Here is a 21,867-nt window from a genome sequence, read left to right as displayed (position 1 = left end):
TGTAAAAATATAATCCTATTTTTATTTTTTAGTAGAGGTTTTATCTCAAACCGTATATAATTGTTAAATGAGATATGTATGCGTACATTCTACATGAATGTAATCATCAAAATAATTTCTTGATCTCGTTTTAACATTAAATGTCATGGGTAAGTATACCTCAGACATATAAAGACAGAGGGTGGATATATTGTTGTTAATCGCAGCTTTTTTAGTTGCCATATGCTTAACCATTCTCCTCACCCCTTATATTATTAAATTAGCATTTAAAATCGGTGCAACCGATAAACCTAATAATAGAAAAGTACATTCTAAGATTATGCCAAGCATGGGTGGACTCGCCATATTTTTAAGCTTTGTAATTACCATGCCCATTTTTACTCCGGACCTTGCAAGCTCTAACACTTTTTCAGCTATCTTGCTCGGTGCGACTGTAATCATTATTCTTGGCATTTTTGATGATATTTATGAGATTAATCCAAAGATGAAGCTTATAGGTCAGATACTTGCTGCTCTCATTATTGTAATTGGCGGCAAAATTCAATTGAACTTTATCAACACCCCTTTTGGTGAGCAGATTCACTTTGGATACTTAGCTATACCGTTAACTGTACTTTGGATTGTTGGGATAACAAATGCCATTAATTTAATAGATGGGTTGGACGGTTTAGCAGGCGGAGTCTCCACTATTGCACTTCTTACCATTTCCGGTATGGCCGCCTTTAAAATTGGAGATATGTTCGTAGCATTAATTGCTTTAGTATTAGCAGGAAGTACACTTGGATTTTTAAAATTCAACTTCTATCCTGCCAAGATATTCATGGGTGACACAGGCGCCATGTTCCTTGGCTTTATGATTTCTGTGCTTTCCTTGATGGGATTCAAAAATGTAACAGTAATCTCTTTAATTATCCCAATCGTTATTTTGGGTGTTCCAATTTCTGATACATTCTATGCGATTGTAAGAAGAGCTCTTCATAAGAAACCAATTTCTGCACCGGATAAATCACATTTGCATCACTGCTTATTGCGACTAGGCTATTCTCATCGAACCACGGTTCTTTTGATTTATGTGATGGCAGCTTCCTTTGGAGTAGCAGCATTCATTTTCAGTATGGCTACTTTATGGGGTGCAATATTCCTGATTGCCGCCTTACTGATCTGCCTGGAGTTACTTGTAGAGCGAATTGGTCTGCTGGGAGAGGATTACCGACCGCTTCACAATTTTTTCGTAAATGTAAAAAATCGATCATAAATATAACAAGTTCAATAGATAGGCTGCCACTTGAAGTGTGGCAGCTTTTTTTGTAAAAATAGTTTGCCCCATTACATACGATTAATGCAAAAAAGGCTTCCCATTTCAAAACGGGAAGCCTTGTCTTATATTATTCAACTGTTGTGGTATTATCGAGTTCTTCTGATTTATTACCAGTTGGTGTCCCAGTAGTTGATTCTGTATCTTCTTTAATATCCAAATGTACCTGTAAATCGTTTTTCACCGACTCGAGAGACGCTTCATCTAACTTATAATAATAAACTCCATTAATATAAGCATCAGCTCCCTTAAGATTTACGTTTTCAATCGTTAATCCATCGGAACCAATGACATAGCTGGTAAAGCTCTTCATTTCTTTAAACGTCATATTTGTTGTCATATTTTTACCGATACCTTCTATGACATCTGCATATTTTGTAAGGGAAGATACAGATGCTGCTTTTGCTGCGATTGCTTTCAAAATCTCCTGCTGACGTTTCCCACGCTCGATATCATTGTCCAGCTTTCTCGTACGAGCAAGAGCCAATGCTTCCTCTCCATCGAGAGTTTGCAAACCTTTCTCGAGCTTAATAGCATTTTTCTGGTCCTTGGAATTTTGCTCAGAGAATGTGTATGGCACCTCTACTTCAATTCCATCCAATGCGTCGATGACGTCAACAAAAGCGTTAAAATTCATTTTTACATAATAGTCTACCGGTATATCCAGCAATTCTTCAACAGTATCAATTGTATATTTTACACCGCCATACGCATGGGCATGTGTGATTTTTGAATTTGTATCTTTTCCTGGAATATAGACATATGAATCCCGAGGAATACTTAAAAGTTTCACGGTTTTATCTTTATCATTAAACGTTGCCAGCATTAGCGCATCCGTTCTGGATCCTTTAGCGTTGTTTCTTACATCACTATCATCAACGCCCATAAATAACACTGAAACATTATCTTTTGCCGGGTTTACACCGCGCTCACTGGAAGTACCATCATAGGAATCAGACAGAACGTTTGAAGCTTTATAGTATAAATATGCTGCATAGCCTCCTCCAGCTAAAACAACCAAAAGAACAGGAATTAATATCAGTGCCAGAATGCGACGTTTTTTTAATTTTTTACGTCTTTTACGACGTACTGTATGCCTATTTTGCATCATCCTTCTCCTTCATCTATAGTAAAAAAGTGTTATCCAGTTTTTTATCAACTCCAATTGTAACCTTTTTATTGGATACAGTAAATTTATTTTTTTTGTTACATCTACATGTCTATAATTTTTTTTACATATAGGTCGTTAAAAAACCACTTGGAACTCTCTGTTTCCAAGTGGTTTTTTATCATTCATCTACCAGATTAGCTACCAATATATACCTATCAGGCGCATCACCTATATAATCAAACGGATAACAAGTCGTTACAGTTAATGTCGGACGTGGTTTAGGAACAATCACTGTACGATCGTCAGCATCAACGATTCGTACTTTATGGACCTTATAGATAAATTCCCCCGCTGATGTTTTGACAATCAGTTTATCTCCAACTCCTACTTCACCTAGCTTGCGAAAAACCGTATCACGATGTCCCGAAAGTACTGAATTATCATCCTCACCAGGGAGTACACTATCAGCATAATGACCTACACCTTTTTCTAGCTCGTCCTCATCCGTTCCCTCCACTATAGGCAAGGTAGCAGAGATTTTTGGGATAACCAGCTCACCAAAGGTTTCACCGTCCTCCGGATAGGTCTTATAAAGCTCTTGTTTAGGCTCTTGTTTAGGCTTTTGTTCATTCTTCTTTTCGACAACTATCGGCTCAGATACCACCGTCTCTTTTGGTGAATCTGTCGTTCTAAAAAAAGGGAGACTATACTTACTAACCAGCCCAATCCCAGATAAAATGAGCAAGAGTGCCAGAGAGAAGGATAATCTATTTCTTTTCATTAGGCTGCATTCCTTTTTCTTTTAATGATTAGGCTAGAACCAACACCAATTAATAGAAGACCAGCGAGAATCCCTCCAGCATAATTCCCAGCTGTATTTGGCAATTTACCACCTTTAATGGTCCTGTTCACTTTTTTGGGAGGATTTTTCACAGGATTTGTAATCGGTTTTGCAATCTCTTGCACATCTTCTATAATCAATTCAGAACCGAACATTTCCGCTGTAATAATGATGTCTGCTAGAAAATTCCCGCTTGTGCTATATAATTCAACCAATAAGTCAGCACCATTCGTTGTTTCCAATACAATCAATTCATTTAAAGAAAGAGCTGTTCTCTCCTCACCTTTTACTAAATAGTACTTTGCTTTTAATTGAACAATATCCAAAAGCTCTGTGAAAACAGAAGCAATTTCTTCTATTTGAGCTTGAGTTAAATCAGATGCACTTTCAAAGTCAGGAAGTGAGTCTAATCTTTCTAAAAGTGCCATCATACGCTTTTCTAAAGCAGGATCTTCAAAATCTATTGAGAGAATGTGCTTGAGTAACTTTTCGATCTCATCTTCTGTCAGTCCAAGCTCCTCCAGACCGCCAGCAACTTCATCATAACTGCTATATTTAATGTATGCTGCCTCTAAATCTTCAATGTACTCGTAGTTATCCAGGCTATCCCCATTTGTAGCCAGAAGTTGTTTTAACTCTTCCAAAGTCAACCCGAAAGTATCCAAAAATTCATTTAGACTTTCTTCTGTGATGGGAGTCTGTCTCTCTTCGAAGAAATACAAAATACCGTTCAGCGCATTCAAGTAAATAAAGGTTTCCTCAATTGTTTTCCCTTTTTCCAGTTCATCATATCCGATCAACATCTCAGTCAGTTCTTCACGATCATTAAATCCATACTCAAATATAAGCTTTTCTACACTGGCTTCGGTAAGCCTTGGACCTAAGATTCGTTTTAACTCTTCAACAGAAGAGATCTCTTCTAATTCATAATCATAGAAATAATGCAGATAATAGTTTTTGAACTCTTCAGCACTCTTGAAGCCCTCAGCTTTACTAAACGCCTCTAAATCTGCTTCCTTGCTAGCCGCTAAACTGACATCTGGCTTTATAAAAGCCATTAACACTGTAAACATTACAAAAATCGCCATGACACGTTTCATGTTCTTCCCCCTATAGTTCAACATTTAAATTTAGGTAATACATCTACTCTATATCTATTTTTTCTTAACCTTTAATTTAATGGCCTTGCTTGTATTACCAGCCGAATCCTTCAAATAAATATGTAAAGTCGTGTTGGCTTTTTGTTGTTTTACTTTAACGGAAAACACCCCAGATTTAGCTGCCTTTCCTGAGCCGATTACCTTTTTTCCAACCTTAACGGTGACCTTAGCATTCGGTTCCGATGTGCCTTTTACTGAGGTTGATTGATTCGTAAATTTATTCACTTGCTTAAGCTTTGGAGCTGTCTTATCTTTAACCGTTACGGTTACTGCTGGACTTTTATTACCAGCGTTGTCTGTTACTTGAATGGTTAGCTTCGTACCAGCCTTTAAAAGGGATTTCATTGAAGTCTTAAAAGCACCCTTATTATTAGCTTTTCCCTCAGCGACAACCATACTGCCCTTTTTAACCGTGATGGATGCTCCCACTTCCGCTTTACCTGTAATGATTTTACTATTATCCTTCACCATGCTTACAGTTGGTTTACTAGGTGCGGTTACATCCTTTACCTTCCTGTTTACCGGCCAGCTCTCATTTCCCTTTTCATCCACCAGCTTGACTGAAACAACCTGATTGGCTTTTTGCTTAGGAATACTGAGCTTGACTGAGAAAGGTCCTTTATAATCAACGGTTATTAACTTTTTGCCAGAAACCAAAATACTTCCTTTAAAAGCTGATTTGTAAGATAAGGTAACTTTAGTATCCTTATCCGTGATTTGACTTACCTGCGGGGACGCCAACAAACGATACATTAGTGCTTTTTGAGCATTCACTCGTTTATAGTGATAAGTTTTGTTCGTTTTTGGATGTTTCATAGCAGTGCCTGTCTGTTTCAACCTGTAAGCCACCTGTTCATTCGTCAAATGAGGCTCTCTATCCAAAATTAATGCAGCTACGCCAGCGACCACTGGCGAAGCCATTGATGTTCCTGACATTTTCCCGTATTTTCCTTTAGGCAAAGTAGAGATAATCTCGCTTCCCGGTGCTGCAATATCAATCGTTGCTCCATAATTTGAATAATATGCTTTTGTATCATTTTTTGTTGTTGCTGCAACAGAAAGCACATTCTTGAAAGCTGCTGGATAATTCGACTCCGCAAATGAATCATTCCCCGAGGCAGCTACTATGAGGACTCCTTTTTTATAGGCAGCCTGAATACTTTCATCGAATGCTCTTGAATACTGACTTGTCCCGAGACTCATATTAATGATGTCAGCACCAGAATCCACTGCATATTTAATGCCTTTAATAATGTCTGATGTAAAAGCCATTGATTTGAAGAATACATTAACCGGAATGATTTTTGTCTCTGGTGCTACACCTGTACCGCCAATACCGTTATCTATGGATGCAGCGATAATTCCGGAAACATGAGTACCATGTTGACTAACAGGCATGGATGTTTTAGATCCAGTCAGAACATCATACGGTTTAATAAAGCGATCCTTCAGATCAGGATGCTGTAAGTCAAATCCATCATCCAATACAGCTACAGTGGTTTTTGACCCTTTTGATGAATCCCAAGCCTGGCTTGCTCCAATTTTATTTAGATGCCACTGCTTAGGAAATTCTGGATCTGTTGGATTCGCAAGCAGTTGAACCTTATAATCAGGTTCAGCATAAAGCACACCTGGATTTCTCTTTATTTCCTTTAAAAATGATTGCATAGATTTATTCTTTGGTTTATCCAGTGTAATTAAATTAGATTTCTTCTCCAAATATTGAGCACCAAACTTCAAAAATTGATTGAGAATCTTAGAGTCTACCATTCTCACAATTACACGTTCATCAGCTTCCGCTGACTGTTGAGCCTTTCCTGATGCATCCACCTGCGCTAACGGGCTAATAACAAGTGACAAAAATAGGACAAAAGCGATTAATTTTTTCATTTCTAGTTCCTTTCCATAACTTCTGTAATTACCCTCATTTTACCACATATTCATTTCTAAATTCTTCCTAATTTACCATTTTTATGTCGAAATGTATGTCTTACTGCTTTTTCCTGTGTTACTATATATTAGGAGATTAGTAGAAAGGGAGAGGTTACATTGAAGAAAACGAAAGCAGTTGCTTTTGCAGCAGCAGCAATTATAGCGGCTTCTTACGCTGATTCTGCTTCCGCTGATTCCCATACCTATACAATCAAAAAGGGAGACACTTTGTCTGCCATTGCTAATAAAAGTGGGACAACAGTCGCAGCATTGAAGAAGCTAAATAGCCTGAAATCAGATCTGATATATCCGAATCAAGTACTAATTGTAAGTAAAACCAGCCCAAATCCAACTGTGAAACCAAAGAAAAAAACTTCGCCTGTAAATACATCCAAAGCCAAAACCTACAAAGTCATTGCCGGTGATAATCTATCCAAAATTGCATCTAGGCACAAAATCACAGTAACCAATCTCATGAACTGGAATAATCTAAAAAGCACCGTTATCTATCCTAACCAAGTGCTTAAGGTGTCTAATTCAACTACTAAAGCTAAGCCGGTTGCTGCACCGGTACCTAAACCTGCACCGACCCCTAACGTTCAGCCTGCTAAACCACCAACCTCAAAAGCAAGCTATATTGTCAAAAAAGGGGATACATTAGGGCGGATCAGTAAAACATACGGTACAAGCGTTGCCAAACTAAAGCAGTTGAACAACCTTAAATCTGATATGATTTATATCGGTCAAAAACTGATTCTCTCAAGTGGGGCAGTCACAAAACCTGCTACTCCAGTGACAAAGGAAAAGGATGAGTTAATTGGATCGTCTGCCTTTACAAAGAAATTGATCGAAGAGAGCAAAAAGGTATTGGGTGTTAAATACGTATTTGGAGGAACTACTGTTAAGGGATTCGATTGCAGTGGGTTCATCTATTATGTGTTTAACAAAGCGGGACATAGCATCAATCGCTATTCAGCTGCAGGTTATTATGACCGTTCTTATTATGTAGACACTCCGCAGCCAGGTGATCTTGTCTTTTTTGAAAACACCTATAAAAAGGGAATTTCTCACTTAGGCATTTATATCGGGAACAATCAGTTCATTAATGCTGATAACAGCGGAGTCAGAATCGTCAGTTTGAGTAATTCTTATTATAAGAAGCATTTTTCAAGCTTTAAGAGATTTTACTAATAGGATATACATTCAAAAAGCACCGATTACGGTGCTTTTTTACCATTTACTAACATAGACAATAGACTTGAAACCGTCTAAAATAAATATTATATGTAATATAGGGTTAATTTAGTATAGTATCACTTGCAAAAATTGGCAGAGTTTGATATAAGTTTATATAATTGTTTGACTTGGTTTCGTCTCTTGGCTTTTGGTTATATATACAATGATTGGATTATAAAACTACGAACATGGGAGGAGACCCATCAATGAAGAAAGTAATCACATATGGAACATTTGACTTGCTGCATTGGGGACATATCAATTTATTAAGAAGAGCAAAAGAAATGGGCGACTACCTGGTTGTAGCTATCTCATCTGATGAATTCAATAAATTAAAAAATAAGAAATCCTATCATAGCTTTGAAAATCGTAAAATGATACTTGAAGCAATTCGATATGTAGATGAAGTAATCCCTGAAAACACTTGGGAACAAAAGGTGCAGGATGTTATTGATCATGACATTGATATCTTTGTCATGGGTGATGATTGGGAAGGTAAATTCGATTTCCTTAAGGAATACTGTGAAGTCGTGTATTTACCACGTACAATTGGTATCTCAACATCTCAAATTAAAGATGACTTATTTGCAGTAAATAAATAATTTAAAAGATTGAAACTGAAACTATCCAGCTGTTGGATAGTTTTTTAATTGCAATTCCACTTCCTCTGTCTCCTGAATAAATAGCCCAGGCAATAATCAGATACGCTCAGAATAAACCATAATCGTGGCTCATGATCATTCGAGCACTATTTTTCGATCATTTTTGAAAATCTGTTATAAAAAATAACACTTTTCTCTGTGGCTTTTTGCTTTGCCGTTGATCAATTCATTTTTAATTAACTTGTTCTTAAACGCACTCATTATACCAAACCATAAAATGGTTTGGTCTTCAAAATCCCCGCAAAAACCTTCTATTAATTACAATTATTGACATAGCATATTTATATACAAAACAATATATAATAAGAGCATATTCTCATCCCTCTATTATGATTTATCTAAGAAATAGATTGATTAATAGTTTGTAAATAGATCTTTCAGAAATAAGGAATTCTATTAATTACAATTTAAATCAAAGAGGAAATAACCAGGGATTCAGCATCATTAATGTATCTTTTTTTGCATTATTGAGGAATATTGCTTATTATACTCTATTAAGATATTCTAAAATGGTATTATAAAATATGCCTGATGCAAAATTATATCATGGCATCACACGAGCGAACATCAAGGAGGATAATATGTCTGAACTAATTAAAGATGAGATTTTAAAAAAAGACTTGATAATAGATGAAGATCATAAAAGTAAATATAAAGTATACAACACCTGTTTGGAAGTAGTGAATATAAACGAAACAGTTTTTCATGTATATTCCAAAGAAAGCGGCGAAGATATTTATTTTGAATTGGCTAATCTTACATCAAATCAGCCCATGAAACTTTATGAGACAGAAGAGCCTAATCAGATTTTATTCGAATATAATGTCAGCGAAACAAGTTCAATCTATTTATATTCCTTTAACGGCTCCTGTTATATTTTATTCGAGGACAGTACTAGCGTTGGTTATTTACATGATAATCCAACTTTCCCACTGAAGATTGAGTTAGAAAGAGAAGATATAATTCTCCAACAAGAAGGTCTTATTAAAATAAATTGTATCGATTCAGAGAACAATATTATCGGGACATATACTGAGGCTTTATCGAGGAAAATAAATACAGGAATAGTGGAATTTAAATTATTTTTGGAAAACAACCGAACTCGCTTTTTACCTGTAGGTAAGATCTCTTATGATAGGTATAATATTTTTGCGGTTTATGATGATTTCTTAAAGGAAATCAACTTCTATAAAGTTATGTTAGAAGTGAAGGAAGAACACAAGAATCTAAGTGTGAATCTAGAGAATCGCCATGATTTAGCTATCACAAATAATATAACTGGTAATTCCACAGTAGTTAAATTTACGAAGATTGGTAAAAAGAAAGCTACTAAATTATTTGACGAAAATGAACTCTCCCACTTCAAGGGTGGAAATATCATTGGTTTTTATACAATTAACCAAACTAATTATTTTGTATTCTTGAGGAAAAGCGGTATCTATATCATTAAAAGTAATGGTAAACGCGCTACCCGATACGGAAGTTACTTAAAAACAATGGCTACTAAAAAGAATATTTTTATCTTTGGAGTAATGGTACATCGTTCATACAATGCCAGCCAAAAATTTGAGCATCTCTATTTATATAATAGCGATAATCATATAGCTAAATTCAAAAGACCATTCGCAAATATCCGCTTTTTGAAAAGGTTTGGATATTTTAAATTCCCAATTGATAGCTTATGCATAAATGATAGGATTCATAATAACTTTCATATCGGGAATGAGAAGAATATTATTCATAATTTACACAGAAAATCTAGAGATAAAAAGGCTAAAACTTTAAACGTTGTACAAAACAATGAAAATATCCATGTATTACGTACAAATTTAGCCGGAAATATTTCTTCCACTATAATTCCTATGGCACCCGAGTATACGTTAGCTAACCGTTTAAAAATAAATGCAGCTCGTGTACTATCATTTTTCTATAAGTCTCAAAGAAAAGTAAATTTATACTTTGAGAAAAAAAGCTCTAAAGCTGATGAGTCCGGATTCAGGGTATTTGAAAAGGTTATGTCTGAAAAAGATCTTAAATCAAGTAACTATTTCGTTATAAACCAAGAATCTGAGCATTATCCAGCTTTAAAAGAAAAGTATGGTAAAAATGTTATAGAAAAGTATAGTTTCAAACATTATTTCTCTGTTTTTCAAGCTAACATGTTTATTTCCAGCGAATTATCTAATCATTTATTAAATGATAGACTTTATATAGATAGTATTCGCAGTAAATTGATGGCTACTCCATTGATTTTCTTACAACATGGAATCATGTTTGCAAAACCTGTAGATAACCCGATGGCTTTTGGGTTCCATAAAGATAAAAATGCTTATAATATATACAAAAATGTCATTTCTTCCGAATTGGAAGCAGGGGAATTTTACAAAATGAAGTACGACCCTGAAGATCTAATATTAACTGGGCTAGCTACCTTTGATTATGCCAAGCTTAATGAAGATGCTAATAAAATCGCTTATATGCCAACCTACCGTTACTGGGAAGAGTCCTTAATTTATAATAATAATATCGAAAACACTAGCTACTATAAGGCTATAATCAAGGTTATTCGTGCTTTTGAAAAGGCAGGTCTCTTAGATCGATTATTAATTGTACCTCACAATAAATTCTCAGAGTTTATTTATAAAAATATGCCTGAGTATGAAAATATAATTAGCGATAACCCTTCTGAAGCATTAAAACAAGCGCAGATTTTCATAACAGATTATTCTTCTGCTATTTATGATGCTCAATACAGGGGAGCATATCCAATCTTTTATTGGGAAGAAAGAGATTATTTAATTGAGCAATACAAAGCCATACCTGCATTAAATGAAGAAACAGCTTCAGGTCCTATTGCTTGGGATGTGAATGAGTTGATGAAATTAGTTCAACACGCCATCGCACGTAATTATAAACTTGAAGATGAATATATCCAGAAATATAGAATGATCAATTCATTCCATGATGGAAAAAATACAGATAGAATTGTTCAATTCTTAAAGGACGATGAAATCATTTAATAAAAGTGGAAATTCACTTAGTGAATTCACCTAATTATTTCTTAGTCCTCAATCAGGCTGCCTAGAACCAGATTTTCTGGAACTAAGGCAGCTTTTCTATTTATTCTCCCCAATACTTTCGAGTAAAACATTAATGCTGCCGTCACACAGAAAAGGAAAAACACCTACCCATTGCACTGGATACAGCAACATTGGGTAGGTGTTCTTATTACTACATTATTAAGAATTAATATTTCGCTTATTTTTCAATCGTAAAATCCTGCGGTTTAGCTTCAATTAGTCCATTAGAATACAGAATAGCTTCTACAATTCTTCTTGAAGCCTGTCCATCACCATAAGGATTAGATGCTTTTGACATCTTAGCATGAGCATTTTCATCTGTTAACAACTCATTTGCCATGTCGAAAATTCGATCTTCATCTGTACCTGCAAGTTTTAAAGTTCCCGCTTCAATACCCTCTGGACGCTCAGTTGTATCACGTAACACTAATACTGGTACTCCAAGTGAAGGTGCTTCTTCTTGAACACCACCGGAATCTGTTAAAATCAAATAAGCTCTTGAAGCAAAGTTATGGAAGTCGATCACATCTAATGGTTCAATTAAATGGATACGGTTATTATCGCCAAGAATTTCATTAGCCAATTCACGTACAACTGGATTCATATGAACTGGATAAACTACTTGAATATCTTCATGAGTTTCCGTTAACCTTTTGATTGCTTTAAACATATGTCGCATTGGCTCACCCAGATTTTCTCGGCGGTGGGCTGTCATTAATACCAATCTATCCCCATTAAGTTGCTCCAGGATAGGATGAGAATATGTATCCCTGACAGTAGTTGACAAAGCATCAATTGCTGTATTGCCTGTTACATATATGTTTTCTGATTTTTTATTTTCAGTTAAGAGATTATCTTTTGATTTAGGAGTAGGAGCAAAATGTAAATCACTCAATACACCAGTAAGCTGGCGGTTCATTTCTTCAGGATATGGAGAATATTTATTATGTGTTCTTAAACCAGCCTCGACATGACCCACTGAAATTGATTGGTAAAAAGCTGCAAGTCCAGCAACAAAAGTTGTCGTAGTATCACCATGTACGAGCACAAGATCCGGTTTAACTTCCTCCATTACATTATGCAAACCTTCCAATGCACGTGTAGTTATACCAGTCAAAGTTTGTTTGTCCCTCATTATATTCAAGTCATAATCCGGCTTAATTTCAAAAATCTCCAATACTTGATCGAGCATTTGTCTATGTTGTGCCGTTACTGTTACGATTGGTTCAATTTTATCAGTATATTTCTCCAATTCTTTAACCAATGGAGCCATTTTGATTGCTTCTGGTCTTGTTCCGAATACAGTCATAACTTTTAACTTTTTTTTCAACTATATGCACTCCCTATAAGATAGTATGAAACATAATATACATGGTCGACTTTTATCTCTGCATTCAACTTGATTCTACAGAAAGATTATTTATTTTATGGGCATAATGATATCAAATAATATATATAAGTACAAATAAATCGGTAAATCACACTGACTCGAATAGCTGTTACTTATATAATATTCCATGTCCATCCATCAATTTAATGACCAGCTATTATTTTTAAAGTTATATATACCTACCAGCATGCATTCAGTTGCAGCAATAGATATACATTAATAATCATAACATAATTCTAATATATCAAACTTATAAAATACTATTCTGCTCCATATATTTCTGCCTAATCTTGCATCCATTCTACCATCTACAAGACTCATTCTTTATTTATTGCTTTAAATGTAATATCATTATCCTTTTTTCTACAAGATAATCTATAAATTTACATATATTATCAAATCAAGTTATGTATTATAATAAAAAATATACAAAATTAATGAAAACGTGAGGTTGCTGTATGCGCACAGAAAAAAGAAAGAAGAAGAAACGGACCTGGGTTAAAGTACTATTCATCGTTATTGGCCTTTTATTAGTAGCCGGTGGAGTGTATGCTTATACCGTTTATCATTCATTAAACAGTGCTGTTAACAATATGCACGATCCTTCAGGACGAGATGGGTCATCCAAAAGGACCGAAAAAGTAAGTTTAAAAGATAAAACGCCGTTTTCAGTATTACTACTTGGAGTAGATGAAAGAGCTGGAGATCGCGGACGCTCAGATACGATGATTGTCCTTACAGTTAACCCGATACTTGAGTCTGTTAAGATGGTAAGTATTCCGAGGGATACACGGACAGAGATTATTGGAAGAGGCACACAGGATAAAATAAATCATGCCTACGCCTTTGGCGGTGTCGAAATGTCGATGGATACAGTCGAAAATTTCCTCGATATTCCAATCGATTACTATGTAAAAATTAATATGGAAGGCTTCAAAGAAATTGTAGATGCTGTAGGCGGAGTTACGGTCGTAAATGATCTCGATTTTACTTATGAGGGATACCATTTTGCTGAAGGAACTCTTGAACTTAATGGAGAAAAAGCTTTAGCCTATTCACGTATGCGTAAAGAGGATCCAAGAGGAGACTTCGGCAGACAATTACGTCAACGTCAAATCATACAAGCTGTCATTAATGAAGGAGCCAGTCTCTCCACTCTAACTCGTTTCGATTCTATCTTTGATGCTTTGGGTGATAATGTCAAAACAGATTTAAGTTTCTCTCAATTAGTCAGTATTCAGAGCAACTATAAGGAAGCTGCAAAATCATTAGAGCAAGTCCAAGTTGAAGGTAAAGGAACAACTATTAACAAGATCTATTACTATCAAGTTTCTGACGAAGCTAAAACAGAACTTCAAAATACCTTAAAGAAACATCTCCAGATAAATAATTGATATACAATAAGGAAGCCTATCCTTCTAGGCTTCCTTTGCTTTATCTTAAACCCTTATCTAGAGAATATGTTACCCACCTTATCGAATATAGCCATACTCCGTTTTTTATAATCCGCAGAAGTTGGTGTGGGCTCTTCTTTGTATGATGGTACCCAAGCTGTCGACTTTATTCCCTTTTCAAGTTTTATATTTCTCCAGGATACATGTCCATTTCTTTTTAAGTAGGGGCCCACTTTTAGGAACTTTCCAGCTTCAGGTTTAAATGTGTAGGAAACTCTCAACCAACTAGCATTTTTCATAGTTCGGACATCAGCTAGCTTTATATACTTATACCATATACTATCTTTCTGGAGCTGCTGATCAATCTTATTAAAAGTTCTTAAAGAGAATATAGTTTGAGTCTCATCTAACTTTTGTATATCCTCTATCTTTAGATCAAAGGACACTGTATACTCCTGTTTTCCATCCGTGTTAATTTCTACAGGATTAGACCATACTTGTCTATTTGTATCCTCCTCAGCACCTGCTCTATTTATGGTTAATATATTTGATTTTTTATCAATATGATCAGGCTGGATTATTTTAAAGTCGTTATGCCAATATGTCCAAAATGCGTTATCTGCATTAAATGTTGAATTTCGAATTAAATTAGGATTTATCTTCGAATAAAAAGGCAAAGAAAAACGAGGAATATGATTCTTTGTTTTAGATTGATCGTTCGAAATAATATTTAGCAGCTTTGTTGTAAAATCATCGTAGAAGTCCTGGGTATAATGAACATAAAAGAAATTCCAGATATGATTTTCATCCGAGTAATACTCTTTATCATAATGCAAATATTCCACATCAAAATTTTCTTCAAAATACGTGTAAAATTCATCTAATTGCCGATTTACTTGGTTTACATTGATTTTTTTATAAACACCTGTTTCACTAATCCGTTTGATTTCTTTATTTTCTTTTGAAATATAAAAATCGGTAAAATGAACTTTATTGACAATGATTTTTATATCAGGAAACTTCAATTTCATCATATCCATGAAATGATTTACAGATTCCTTCCACAATCGCATGTATCGTTCATAGTCATGATCTAAATTTATTGTGTTACCTAAATCTAGAGTTGAATAAAATGGGGTTTTTTTAAATAACCATGTTTTATTCGTAATATAACTATTACCAACTTCACGTATTCCAAAATAAACATCTGCATAAAAATCCAGAATTAAATAATCTGGCTTTTGGATTTCTAACGAGTCCCATACACTTTTAGTCAATTCTGTCATTAAAATTTGTTTATTAAAATCGGTGATATCTCCTTCAATCCGTCCATTTGGTTTGTATGGAATTGGATTAGCTAAAAGCGAAATCATAGACATGTGATTTTGAGCTAATACGCATTTGTAATACCTTTTGTAATCCCTTACAATTTTCGAGTTAAACCCATCTCTACTAACACAGCTACCTATTACAGCAATTTTTATTTTACTCATAAATACCTCATTTTGATGAATAATTTTATGTTGGTAACCTTTAAATAGAGGGGATGTATTCACTTGTCCCCTCTATTTTTAAATCTATAGATATGGTAGACACTAAGGTTGATTATTACCTAACCGCTTCTAATCTTTTCTGTTGCTTAACAAGACAATTGTAAAACGACTCCATTGCTAGGTGATTATATTGTTCATAATCGAATTTTTCACCTATTTTTTTATTCTTATTGACTGATATAGCTTCCATACCTGATACTAAGCCATCAACGCTTTTTTCAACAAGCATACCGTATCTTCCATTCTCTAGGACGGTACGATTTGCTACAATATCAGTTGCTATTATATTCAGTCCTAAGGTCATAGCTTCTAATAAAACCATGGGCTGTCCTTCATAATGTGAGGATAAGATGAAGCAATCACACTTACTAAGGAAACCGAAGGGATTATCCAGTTGTCCTAAGAGAAAAACAGATTCAGCTAGATCCAGTTGAGTGATTAAATCCTTTAAGTCTTTTTCTAAAGGTCCTTGGCCCATTATATAGAGCTTACTATTTATATGTTTCTCATGGAACTTGGCGAAAGCATGAATTAAACTGTCTTGAGCTTTTTCAGGAGATAATCTCCCCATATTCACAAAGTTGATATTTTCCTTTTTAGGATATGAAATATATTTATTCTCCACTACTAATCCATGTACCTCTTGAATGATTAGCGAGTCATTGTTAATCCAACCTATTGGGATCTCATCTTTTCTAATATGAGAATAGCTTCCCTCACTGGTAATGACTTCTTTATCTACTTCAACAACAGCACCATCCAGACTATCGTTGAATTGGGTTGATAAATCTATACGTGTCCGGCTATACAAATCCTTCACTACTGAGGTGTTATCGTTCAAATAAATTACTGCACGCTTATAAACCTCAATTTCCTTAATAAGGAGGGGTTTATTATATTTTTCAAATGCCTTAACATTTAACCAACCGATTGTTTGGTCTTCCCTTTTAAATAGGTAGTAGACACCCGCTTTAGTACGGCTCACTCGAATAATCCGTACAACCTCGTCTGTATAATCTTTGGCATCTGCAACTTTTTGAGCATCAAAATTGGGATATGCTTTGTTATAGATTACTAATTCTTCAGGCTTACTAATTTTCCGATAAAAATGCCCCTTAACGTCTTTTTCTTTTAAGGTTCTATTATCGAGGTGTCTAATAAAATCGTTATATTTATTGTATTGCTTAGAAATAAATCTCTCTCTTTTTTTAGTCGTATTTATGACTTCAGTTTCATCCATGGATTCAGTGATAGTTAGGGTGTTATAGACCTTTAATGCAGATGAATCTATCCAGCCTATAAAAGTATCATTAATGGTTAACCTGCTATAGGTAGATCGCTGGGTCCTTACTTCCTTATCAACCTTTACCACTTTATTTTTAAAAGGTACACTTGTTGATATTCGATAGGAGCCTTGTATATTATATGGCTGCGCCCATAAATGGTTTCTTTTCGGTTTTGTAATTTTAGCTATCTTATCTACGATTTGTTCTTCTATGATGCTATCAGGCAACAATTCTACGGCCGTTTCAGGGACCCAGCCAATTATTCTATGATTCAAGCTGCATTTATATAATATTTGTTCACTATTTTGAGCCAACCTGCTAATCAGTATTTCTTTACCCAGATATTCTTCTTCTAAAGGTAATTTCCTAAAGTTTAAACTTCCAGGCAGTGAATTAAGTAGGTATTGTCCCTCAATAGAAATCATTCGTGCTCTTGAAGTAAATCCTTCAGAACGCAAAATATCTTCTTTCTGATCATCCATCACATGCACGTTGCTATCATCTTTTTGAAGAATCTTTTCGGGATTTATTGAGTTCATGATATAATCAAACTTCCCATAATCAGCATACTCAGATAAATTTTGACGATTTAATTCCATTGTTCCTTTAGACACACTAACTAGTTTATCGAAGCGATGATAAACGGAAAATAGCCCCCGTAGATTCGTTCTGTGAGGTCTCTTTGAGCCTACTTTCCTTTCACTATCAGATAGTAAATCATTATGCATATAGCAAATCTTCATTTTAGCATCTGTAGCTAAAAGATATTTAGCCCAAAAGAAACTGTATCCACTAAAGTCAATCGCATAATCAAAATGAGTAAGCCCAAATAGACGTCTCTGTTCTCTTTTGTATGCCTCTTCCGGATAGAGCTTTTTACCCAAGTATCCTCGTTCTCCTCGATTATGGACTAAATTGTTTTGATAGATTTCTTTCAATGTATAAATTGGATAACCCGGCTTAAATAAGAATCTGACATTTTTATTTACCTTATCAATATTGTTGAGAACTTCTTTATCATGTGGTGTCCCTGTAAAACAAGTGACGTCAAATCGATCATAATCAAGGTTGTTCATTAAATTAATAAAAGAAGAGGTAATTCCGTTATTTTTCATGCCTCCAGAATAGATGAGGATTTTTTCTTTTTGACCAGTTGAATTTGAAAGTATATTCAATTTTCTTGGAGCTTTGCCAAAGATGTAATCAACAACTCGTTCTGTCACAAACCCATCTTCATAGCGAGTAAATTCTTCTTTCATATTTTGATACTTACTAGTAAATGTTTTCTTAACCTGCTCAATATCACGGATTGCATCGACCAATTCATCTGATGTATAAACAATGGGTCCTGGAAGACTCTCGTTACTTAAATATTGTCCTCTTTCTTCCGAATATACATCTGCATCCCATGTATAGAAGAGAATAGGTTTATCAGTTACTAAATAATCGAAAAAGATACTGGAATAATCAGTAATGAGAATATCAACAACAGCCAGTAACTCATTAGGATCAACATAATCAGGTATTAAATGATTTTTAAGCTCGGTACATTGACATGCCACCTTATACAAATAAGGATGGACTTTAATCATAACATTGTACTGATTTCCAATCTGATCATGTAGATATTCCATATCTGCAATAATTTGCCGTGTATCGTTTTTTGCTTTAGAAATCGTATTGCCTTTCCATGTAGGTGCGTATAAAATAATTTCTTTATCTTCCTCAATTTCTAAACCTAGATTTCGTAAATAACTTCTGTACTGATGAGCATTCGTATTAAGAGTTAAGTCAATCCTTGGATATCCCTCTTCAATTATCGTCCCTTCATATAAACCCTCTAACTTGTAGCTATGTGTAAACATTTTTGTAGTATGAGCATTAGGACTAAGAATATAAGAAGTACTCAGGAAATTCCTCACCACATTCTGTGAGTGCGATGGATTACCTGGTATATCAAAACCCATCACTTTAAGTGGAGTACCGTGCCATGTGTTTATATAAATTTGATCAGGCTTTGGAGTGTAAAAGGATTGAAATGTTGAGTTATTGATTAAATACTCACTAGATGCTAAATACTTCAGATATTCTTTAGAGTTACGTTTAACAAATTTAACATTATGATGTGTCTCATATCTTGAAATGATTGAAGATAAAACTTCGAAATCCTCAACCGACCATATATGAACATAATCTTTGAAATCTGGGTTTTTCAACATATACAAAAACATCGCATATGGGCTATCAGTTATACTGTTACCATCGCGACTTTCATATAAGATTGTATTTTTTTCTATAGGCAATTTCTTATAATATTCAGCATAACGGCTTGCTCTTCTAATTTTGGTATTAGAGACTATTTTTTTTATAGGCTCTTTAATAAATTTAAGTTTCCTTTTTATAATCTTCTTATTCACCAAGAGCTACACCCTTTACTATCGAGTTAATATGAATACATTTTTCTAAAATCAACCATAAACAAATTAATTCGATTTGAGTTTTCTTTTACCTATTTCTCTATCAACAATCTGTTCCATAATAGCCAGAACATCTTCTCGTAAATCCGTATTTTGTAAAGCGAAATCTATCGTTGTCTTTACAAACCCAAGCTTTTCGCCAACGTCATGTCTTTGCCCCATAAAATCATACGCATATACATTCTGTAATTCATTCAATCTTTGGATTGCATCTGTTAGCTGTATTTCTCCCCCGGCACCTGTTTCTTGATTCTCAAGCAGGTTAAATATTTCTGGAGTTAAAATATAGCGTCCCATAATAGCTAAGTTCGACGGCGCATTGCCCGATGCTGGCTTTTCTATAAAGTCAGAGACTTCATAGCGTCTGCCTTCCTTATTTTTAGGAGCAATTATTCCATAACGATGTGTATCTTCAAATGGAATTTGCTGAACCCCTATAATAGAATGGCCTGTTTCATTATATTGATTAATTAATTGCTGCACGCATGGTGTCTCACTTTGAACGATATCATCCCCCAGCAAGACAGCAAATGGCTCATCCCCTATAAAATTTCTGGCACACCAAACGGCATGACCTAAACCCTTTGGCTCTTTTTGTCTAACATAATGGATATTTGCTAAGTTTGAAGAGTATTGCACTTGTTCTAAAATATCTAACTTTCCTTTTGCCTTTAAATTTTGTTCCAACTCTGGCGCGATATCAAAATGATCTTCTATCGCTCTTTTTCCTTTTCCAGTAATGATAATGATATCTTCCAATCCTGAAGCAACAGCTTCCTCGACTATGTATTGAATAGTTGGCTTATCTATAATGGGCAGCATTTCCTTAGGTACTGATTTGGTAGCCGGTAAAAATCTAGTTCCTAACCCCGCTGCTGGTATAATTGCCTTCCTTACTCTTTTCAATGAGGCTCTCCCCCCTTACAAGCTAATGATGTTAGTATAAATTGTTGTGAATCAAGGAATTCGATATATTTGTATAAATATTCTGTTAATATAAATTATAAACTTCCTCTTAAGTTATATACCAATGTACATCCTCCTTTAAACAAAATTGCATTTTTTTACTAATTAAAAGTATAACATTTTTTCCTATAATCGTATAAATGATTTAATAACAAGAAGTCTCCTTAAATAATAGGGTAGGGCATTAATCCTCTATCTCTGACATAGCTATACGTAGTACGCTTTTCTATAAGGCGGTTTAAAAAAAGATCATTGACGCACAGTTTTATAAGGAGCTTATAACCTTTGATGCCCTTTTGAAGCTCTATTACATAATCCACGAAAAAAAAGAGCCAACATGGTGTGCTTCCCCCAAAAGTTAGAATTTTAAATCCTACCTTTTGAGGACCACCTCATATGATTGGCTCCTTTAAAATTATATCGGACTATTAAGTTTCAACTATTTATATTGACCTATTTGATGAGGAAATTTAAGTATAAATGCTCATCAATTTCACTTTAATTTCTTCGACAAATTCTTGAGTAGTTAAAGAAGAATCTGTCGTGCCTCTTTCATAAGCTGATTTAATTACATCCATAAATGCTTTCGCTTGTTGGTTATCATGGGTATCTATCTGTTTCAGTTCTTTTTCCATTATCACTTTTCTCCTCATATACTATTCCTAATCATACTAAATTACCTATATAATGTAAATTACTATTTGATTAAATAACATTGACGTATGTGACAATTCTCTTTCAAAATCGACATAATAATTCTACCTTAACTTATACCACCAAATTAGGAAAATAGGCTTGGTAAAATTTTGATAATTTTCTATTCTGAAAGCCTATTAATAAGGAAATCTGACTAAATGAATATCCTAATAAAATTTATGCAGAATAAATCTATATCTCTAAGTACGAGAGAATTGGAGTGTTCATAAATCCGAGAATCTATAAATTAATAGCTATTAAAATAATACTCCCTTCATTCAGGTAACAGCTATATCGAACAGGCCTATTAACACGATGAAAAACTTCATAAAATAGCCTATTCAGATTGCAATTATCATGTTAACATTTGGAAAAACAAGAGAGGTGAGCTATGAAGCGAATATGGATTACAGGTGTAACAGCTCTACTGTGTATTGGATTTTTAGCCTATGGAAATAGCTATTATCATACGGAAATTGAGGAGACCCGTGCAGAAGCGTACAAGCAATACACGGAGGATCAGGCAAACCAGATCCTAGAAGAAACACAACTCGAAAATGAACGAAAATCAATTAATGACCAGCAGCAAAAAAAGCTAAAAGAAGCCCAAAAGATGATCAAAAAAGTATACGATGATTCGAAGCATCAAAGCACTGAATTAAAAGGGGTACTACAGGACCTTACTCCACTAATGGAACAAAAAGGAGACTGAACTGACTAGACTTTAGAGTGTTCAGTCTTTTTTTCTGTAAAAAAGGCCCCATCCTT

General features: G+C 34.6%; 15 protein-coding genes. 6 read left to right on the top strand and 9 right to left on the bottom strand.

Annotated elements, in window-relative coordinates; genetic code table 11:
• The first annotated feature begins 193 nt into the window (after window positions 1–193).
• Window positions 194–1,255 carry a glycosyltransferase family 4 protein gene (locus AC4BHA_RS10770; RefSeq protein ID WP_490558579.1) on the top strand — a complete coding sequence of 354 codons (1,062 nt, stop codon included), beginning with the start codon at window positions 194–196 and terminating at the stop codon, window positions 1,253–1,255.
• A 130-nt stretch (window positions 1,256–1,385) separates the two neighbouring features.
• Here AC4BHA_RS10770 and AC4BHA_RS10765 read toward each other — a convergent pair whose 3' ends face one another.
• From AC4BHA_RS10765 to AC4BHA_RS10750, 4 genes are all read right to left on the bottom strand, one after another.
• Window positions 1,386–2,423 (bottom strand): LCP family protein, encoded by a 1,038-nt coding sequence (locus AC4BHA_RS10765; RefSeq protein ID WP_490558651.1) that lies wholly within the window; start codon window positions 2,421–2,423, stop codon window positions 1,386–1,388.
• Between the two features lie 181 nt (window positions 2,424–2,604).
• On the bottom strand, window positions 2,605–3,207 hold the full coding sequence (locus AC4BHA_RS10760) for a class D sortase (protein ID WP_490558578.1): 603 nt from the start codon (window positions 3,205–3,207) through the stop codon (window positions 2,605–2,607).
• On the bottom strand, window positions 3,207–4,367 hold the full coding sequence (locus AC4BHA_RS10755; protein ID WP_490558577.1) for a processed acidic surface protein: 1,161 nt from the start codon (window positions 4,365–4,367) through the stop codon (window positions 3,207–3,209). Before AC4BHA_RS10755 ends, AC4BHA_RS10760 begins: the two co-directional genes overlap by 1 nt.
• 54 nt (window positions 4,368–4,421) lie before the next feature.
• Window positions 4,422–6,317: a peptidase S8 gene (locus tag AC4BHA_RS10750; protein ID WP_490558576.1), complete on the bottom strand. Its 1,896-nt coding sequence runs from the start codon at window positions 6,315–6,317 to the stop codon at window positions 4,422–4,424.
• Window positions 6,318–6,476: 159 nt separating this feature from the next.
• Between AC4BHA_RS10750 and AC4BHA_RS10745 the strand changes: the two genes are divergently transcribed.
• The 3 genes from AC4BHA_RS10745 to AC4BHA_RS10735 all read left to right on the top strand — a co-directional run bounded on the left by AC4BHA_RS10745 (window position 6,477) and on the right by AC4BHA_RS10735 (window position 11,277).
• Window positions 6,477–7,550, top strand: a complete 1,074-nt coding sequence (locus AC4BHA_RS10745; protein WP_490558575.1) for a C40 family peptidase — start codon at window positions 6,477–6,479, stop codon at window positions 7,548–7,550.
• A 251-nt stretch (window positions 7,551–7,801) separates the two neighbouring features.
• Window positions 7,802–8,197: a glycerol-3-phosphate cytidylyltransferase gene (gene tagD, locus AC4BHA_RS10740; RefSeq protein ID WP_490558574.1), complete on the top strand. Its 396-nt coding sequence runs from the start codon at window positions 7,802–7,804 to the stop codon at window positions 8,195–8,197.
• A 641-nt stretch (window positions 8,198–8,838) separates the two neighbouring features.
• Window positions 8,839–11,277, top strand: coding sequence for a CDP-glycerol glycerophosphotransferase family protein (locus tag AC4BHA_RS10735; RefSeq protein WP_490558573.1), 2,439 nt, complete (start codon window positions 8,839–8,841; stop codon window positions 11,275–11,277).
• A 238-nt stretch (window positions 11,278–11,515) separates the two neighbouring features.
• Here the strand turns inward: AC4BHA_RS10735 and wecB are convergent, their stop codons facing one another.
• The gene (gene wecB, locus AC4BHA_RS10730) at window positions 11,516–12,667 is read right to left on the bottom strand and encodes a non-hydrolyzing UDP-N-acetylglucosamine 2-epimerase (RefSeq protein WP_490558572.1); all 1,152 of its coding nucleotides are present in this window, start codon (window positions 12,665–12,667) and stop codon (window positions 11,516–11,518) included.
• A 518-nt stretch (window positions 12,668–13,185) separates the two neighbouring features.
• Here wecB and tagU point away from each other — a divergent pair.
• The gene (gene tagU, locus AC4BHA_RS10725) at window positions 13,186–14,121 is read left to right on the top strand and encodes a polyisoprenyl-teichoic acid--peptidoglycan teichoic acid transferase TagU (protein WP_490558571.1); all 936 of its coding nucleotides are present in this window, start codon (window positions 13,186–13,188) and stop codon (window positions 14,119–14,121) included.
• A gap of 53 nt (window positions 14,122–14,174) precedes the next feature.
• Here the strand turns inward: tagU and AC4BHA_RS10720 are convergent, their stop codons facing one another.
• The 4 genes from AC4BHA_RS10720 to AC4BHA_RS10705 all read right to left on the bottom strand — a co-directional run bounded on the left by AC4BHA_RS10720 (window position 14,175) and on the right by AC4BHA_RS10705 (window position 21,038).
• The gene (locus AC4BHA_RS10720) at window positions 14,175–15,614 is read right to left on the bottom strand and encodes a DUF6270 domain-containing protein (protein ID WP_490558570.1); all 1,440 of its coding nucleotides are present in this window, start codon (window positions 15,612–15,614) and stop codon (window positions 14,175–14,177) included.
• 115 nt (window positions 15,615–15,729) lie between these two features.
• Window positions 15,730–19,377, bottom strand: coding sequence for a CDP-glycerol glycerophosphotransferase family protein (locus tag AC4BHA_RS10715; RefSeq protein WP_490558569.1), 3,648 nt, complete (start codon window positions 19,375–19,377; stop codon window positions 15,730–15,732).
• 66 nt (window positions 19,378–19,443) lie between these two features.
• Window positions 19,444–20,343: a UTP--glucose-1-phosphate uridylyltransferase GalU gene (galU, locus tag AC4BHA_RS10710; RefSeq protein WP_490558568.1), complete on the bottom strand. Its 900-nt coding sequence runs from the start codon at window positions 20,341–20,343 to the stop codon at window positions 19,444–19,446.
• Between the two features lie 530 nt (window positions 20,344–20,873).
• Window positions 20,874–21,038, bottom strand: a complete 165-nt coding sequence (locus AC4BHA_RS10705) for a YwzD family small protein (protein ID WP_490558567.1) — start codon at window positions 21,036–21,038, stop codon at window positions 20,874–20,876.
• A 452-nt stretch (window positions 21,039–21,490) separates the two neighbouring features.
• Between AC4BHA_RS10705 and AC4BHA_RS10700 the strand changes: the two genes are divergently transcribed.
• Window positions 21,491–21,811: a hypothetical protein gene (locus AC4BHA_RS10700; protein WP_490558566.1), complete on the top strand. Its 321-nt coding sequence runs from the start codon at window positions 21,491–21,493 to the stop codon at window positions 21,809–21,811.
• The last annotated feature ends 56 nt before the right edge of the window (window positions 21,812–21,867 follow it).

It is taken from the genome of Pradoshia sp. Z3_51, assembly GCF_058215915.1.
Note: the sequence above shows the minus strand (reverse complement) of the source record. Positions and strands in the feature narration are given on the sequence as shown.

Bases quoted from the DNA above. Each gene is read 5' to 3' on its own strand.
- AC4BHA_RS10765 (WP_490558651.1), bottom strand. From the start codon at position 2,423: ATGCAAAATAGGCATACAGTACGTCGTAAAAGACGTAAAAAATTAAAA.
- AC4BHA_RS10760 (WP_490558578.1), bottom strand. From the start codon at position 3,207: ATGAAAAGAAATAGATTATCCTTCTCTCTGGCACTCTTGCTCATTTTA.
- AC4BHA_RS10755 (WP_490558577.1), bottom strand. From the start codon at position 4,367: ATGAAACGTGTCATGGCGATTTTTGTAATGTTTACAGTGTTAATGGCT.
- AC4BHA_RS10750 (WP_490558576.1), bottom strand. From the start codon at position 6,317: ATGAAAAAATTAATCGCTTTTGTCCTATTTTTGTCACTTGTTATTAGC.
- tagD (WP_490558574.1), top strand. From the start codon at position 7,802: ATGAAGAAAGTAATCACATATGGAACATTTGACTTGCTGCATTGGGGA.
- AC4BHA_RS10735 (WP_490558573.1), top strand. From the start codon at position 8,839: ATGTCTGAACTAATTAAAGATGAGATTTTAAAAAAAGACTTGATAATA.
- tagU (WP_490558571.1), top strand. From the start codon at position 13,186: ATGCGCACAGAAAAAAGAAAGAAGAAGAAACGGACCTGGGTTAAAGTA.
- AC4BHA_RS10720 (WP_490558570.1), bottom strand. From the start codon at position 15,614: ATGAGTAAAATAAAAATTGCTGTAATAGGTAGCTGTGTTAGTAGAGAT.
- AC4BHA_RS10705 (WP_490558567.1), bottom strand. From the start codon at position 21,038: ATGGAAAAAGAACTGAAACAGATAGATACCCATGATAACCAACAAGCG.
- AC4BHA_RS10700 (WP_490558566.1), top strand. From the start codon at position 21,491: ATGAAGCGAATATGGATTACAGGTGTAACAGCTCTACTGTGTATTGGA.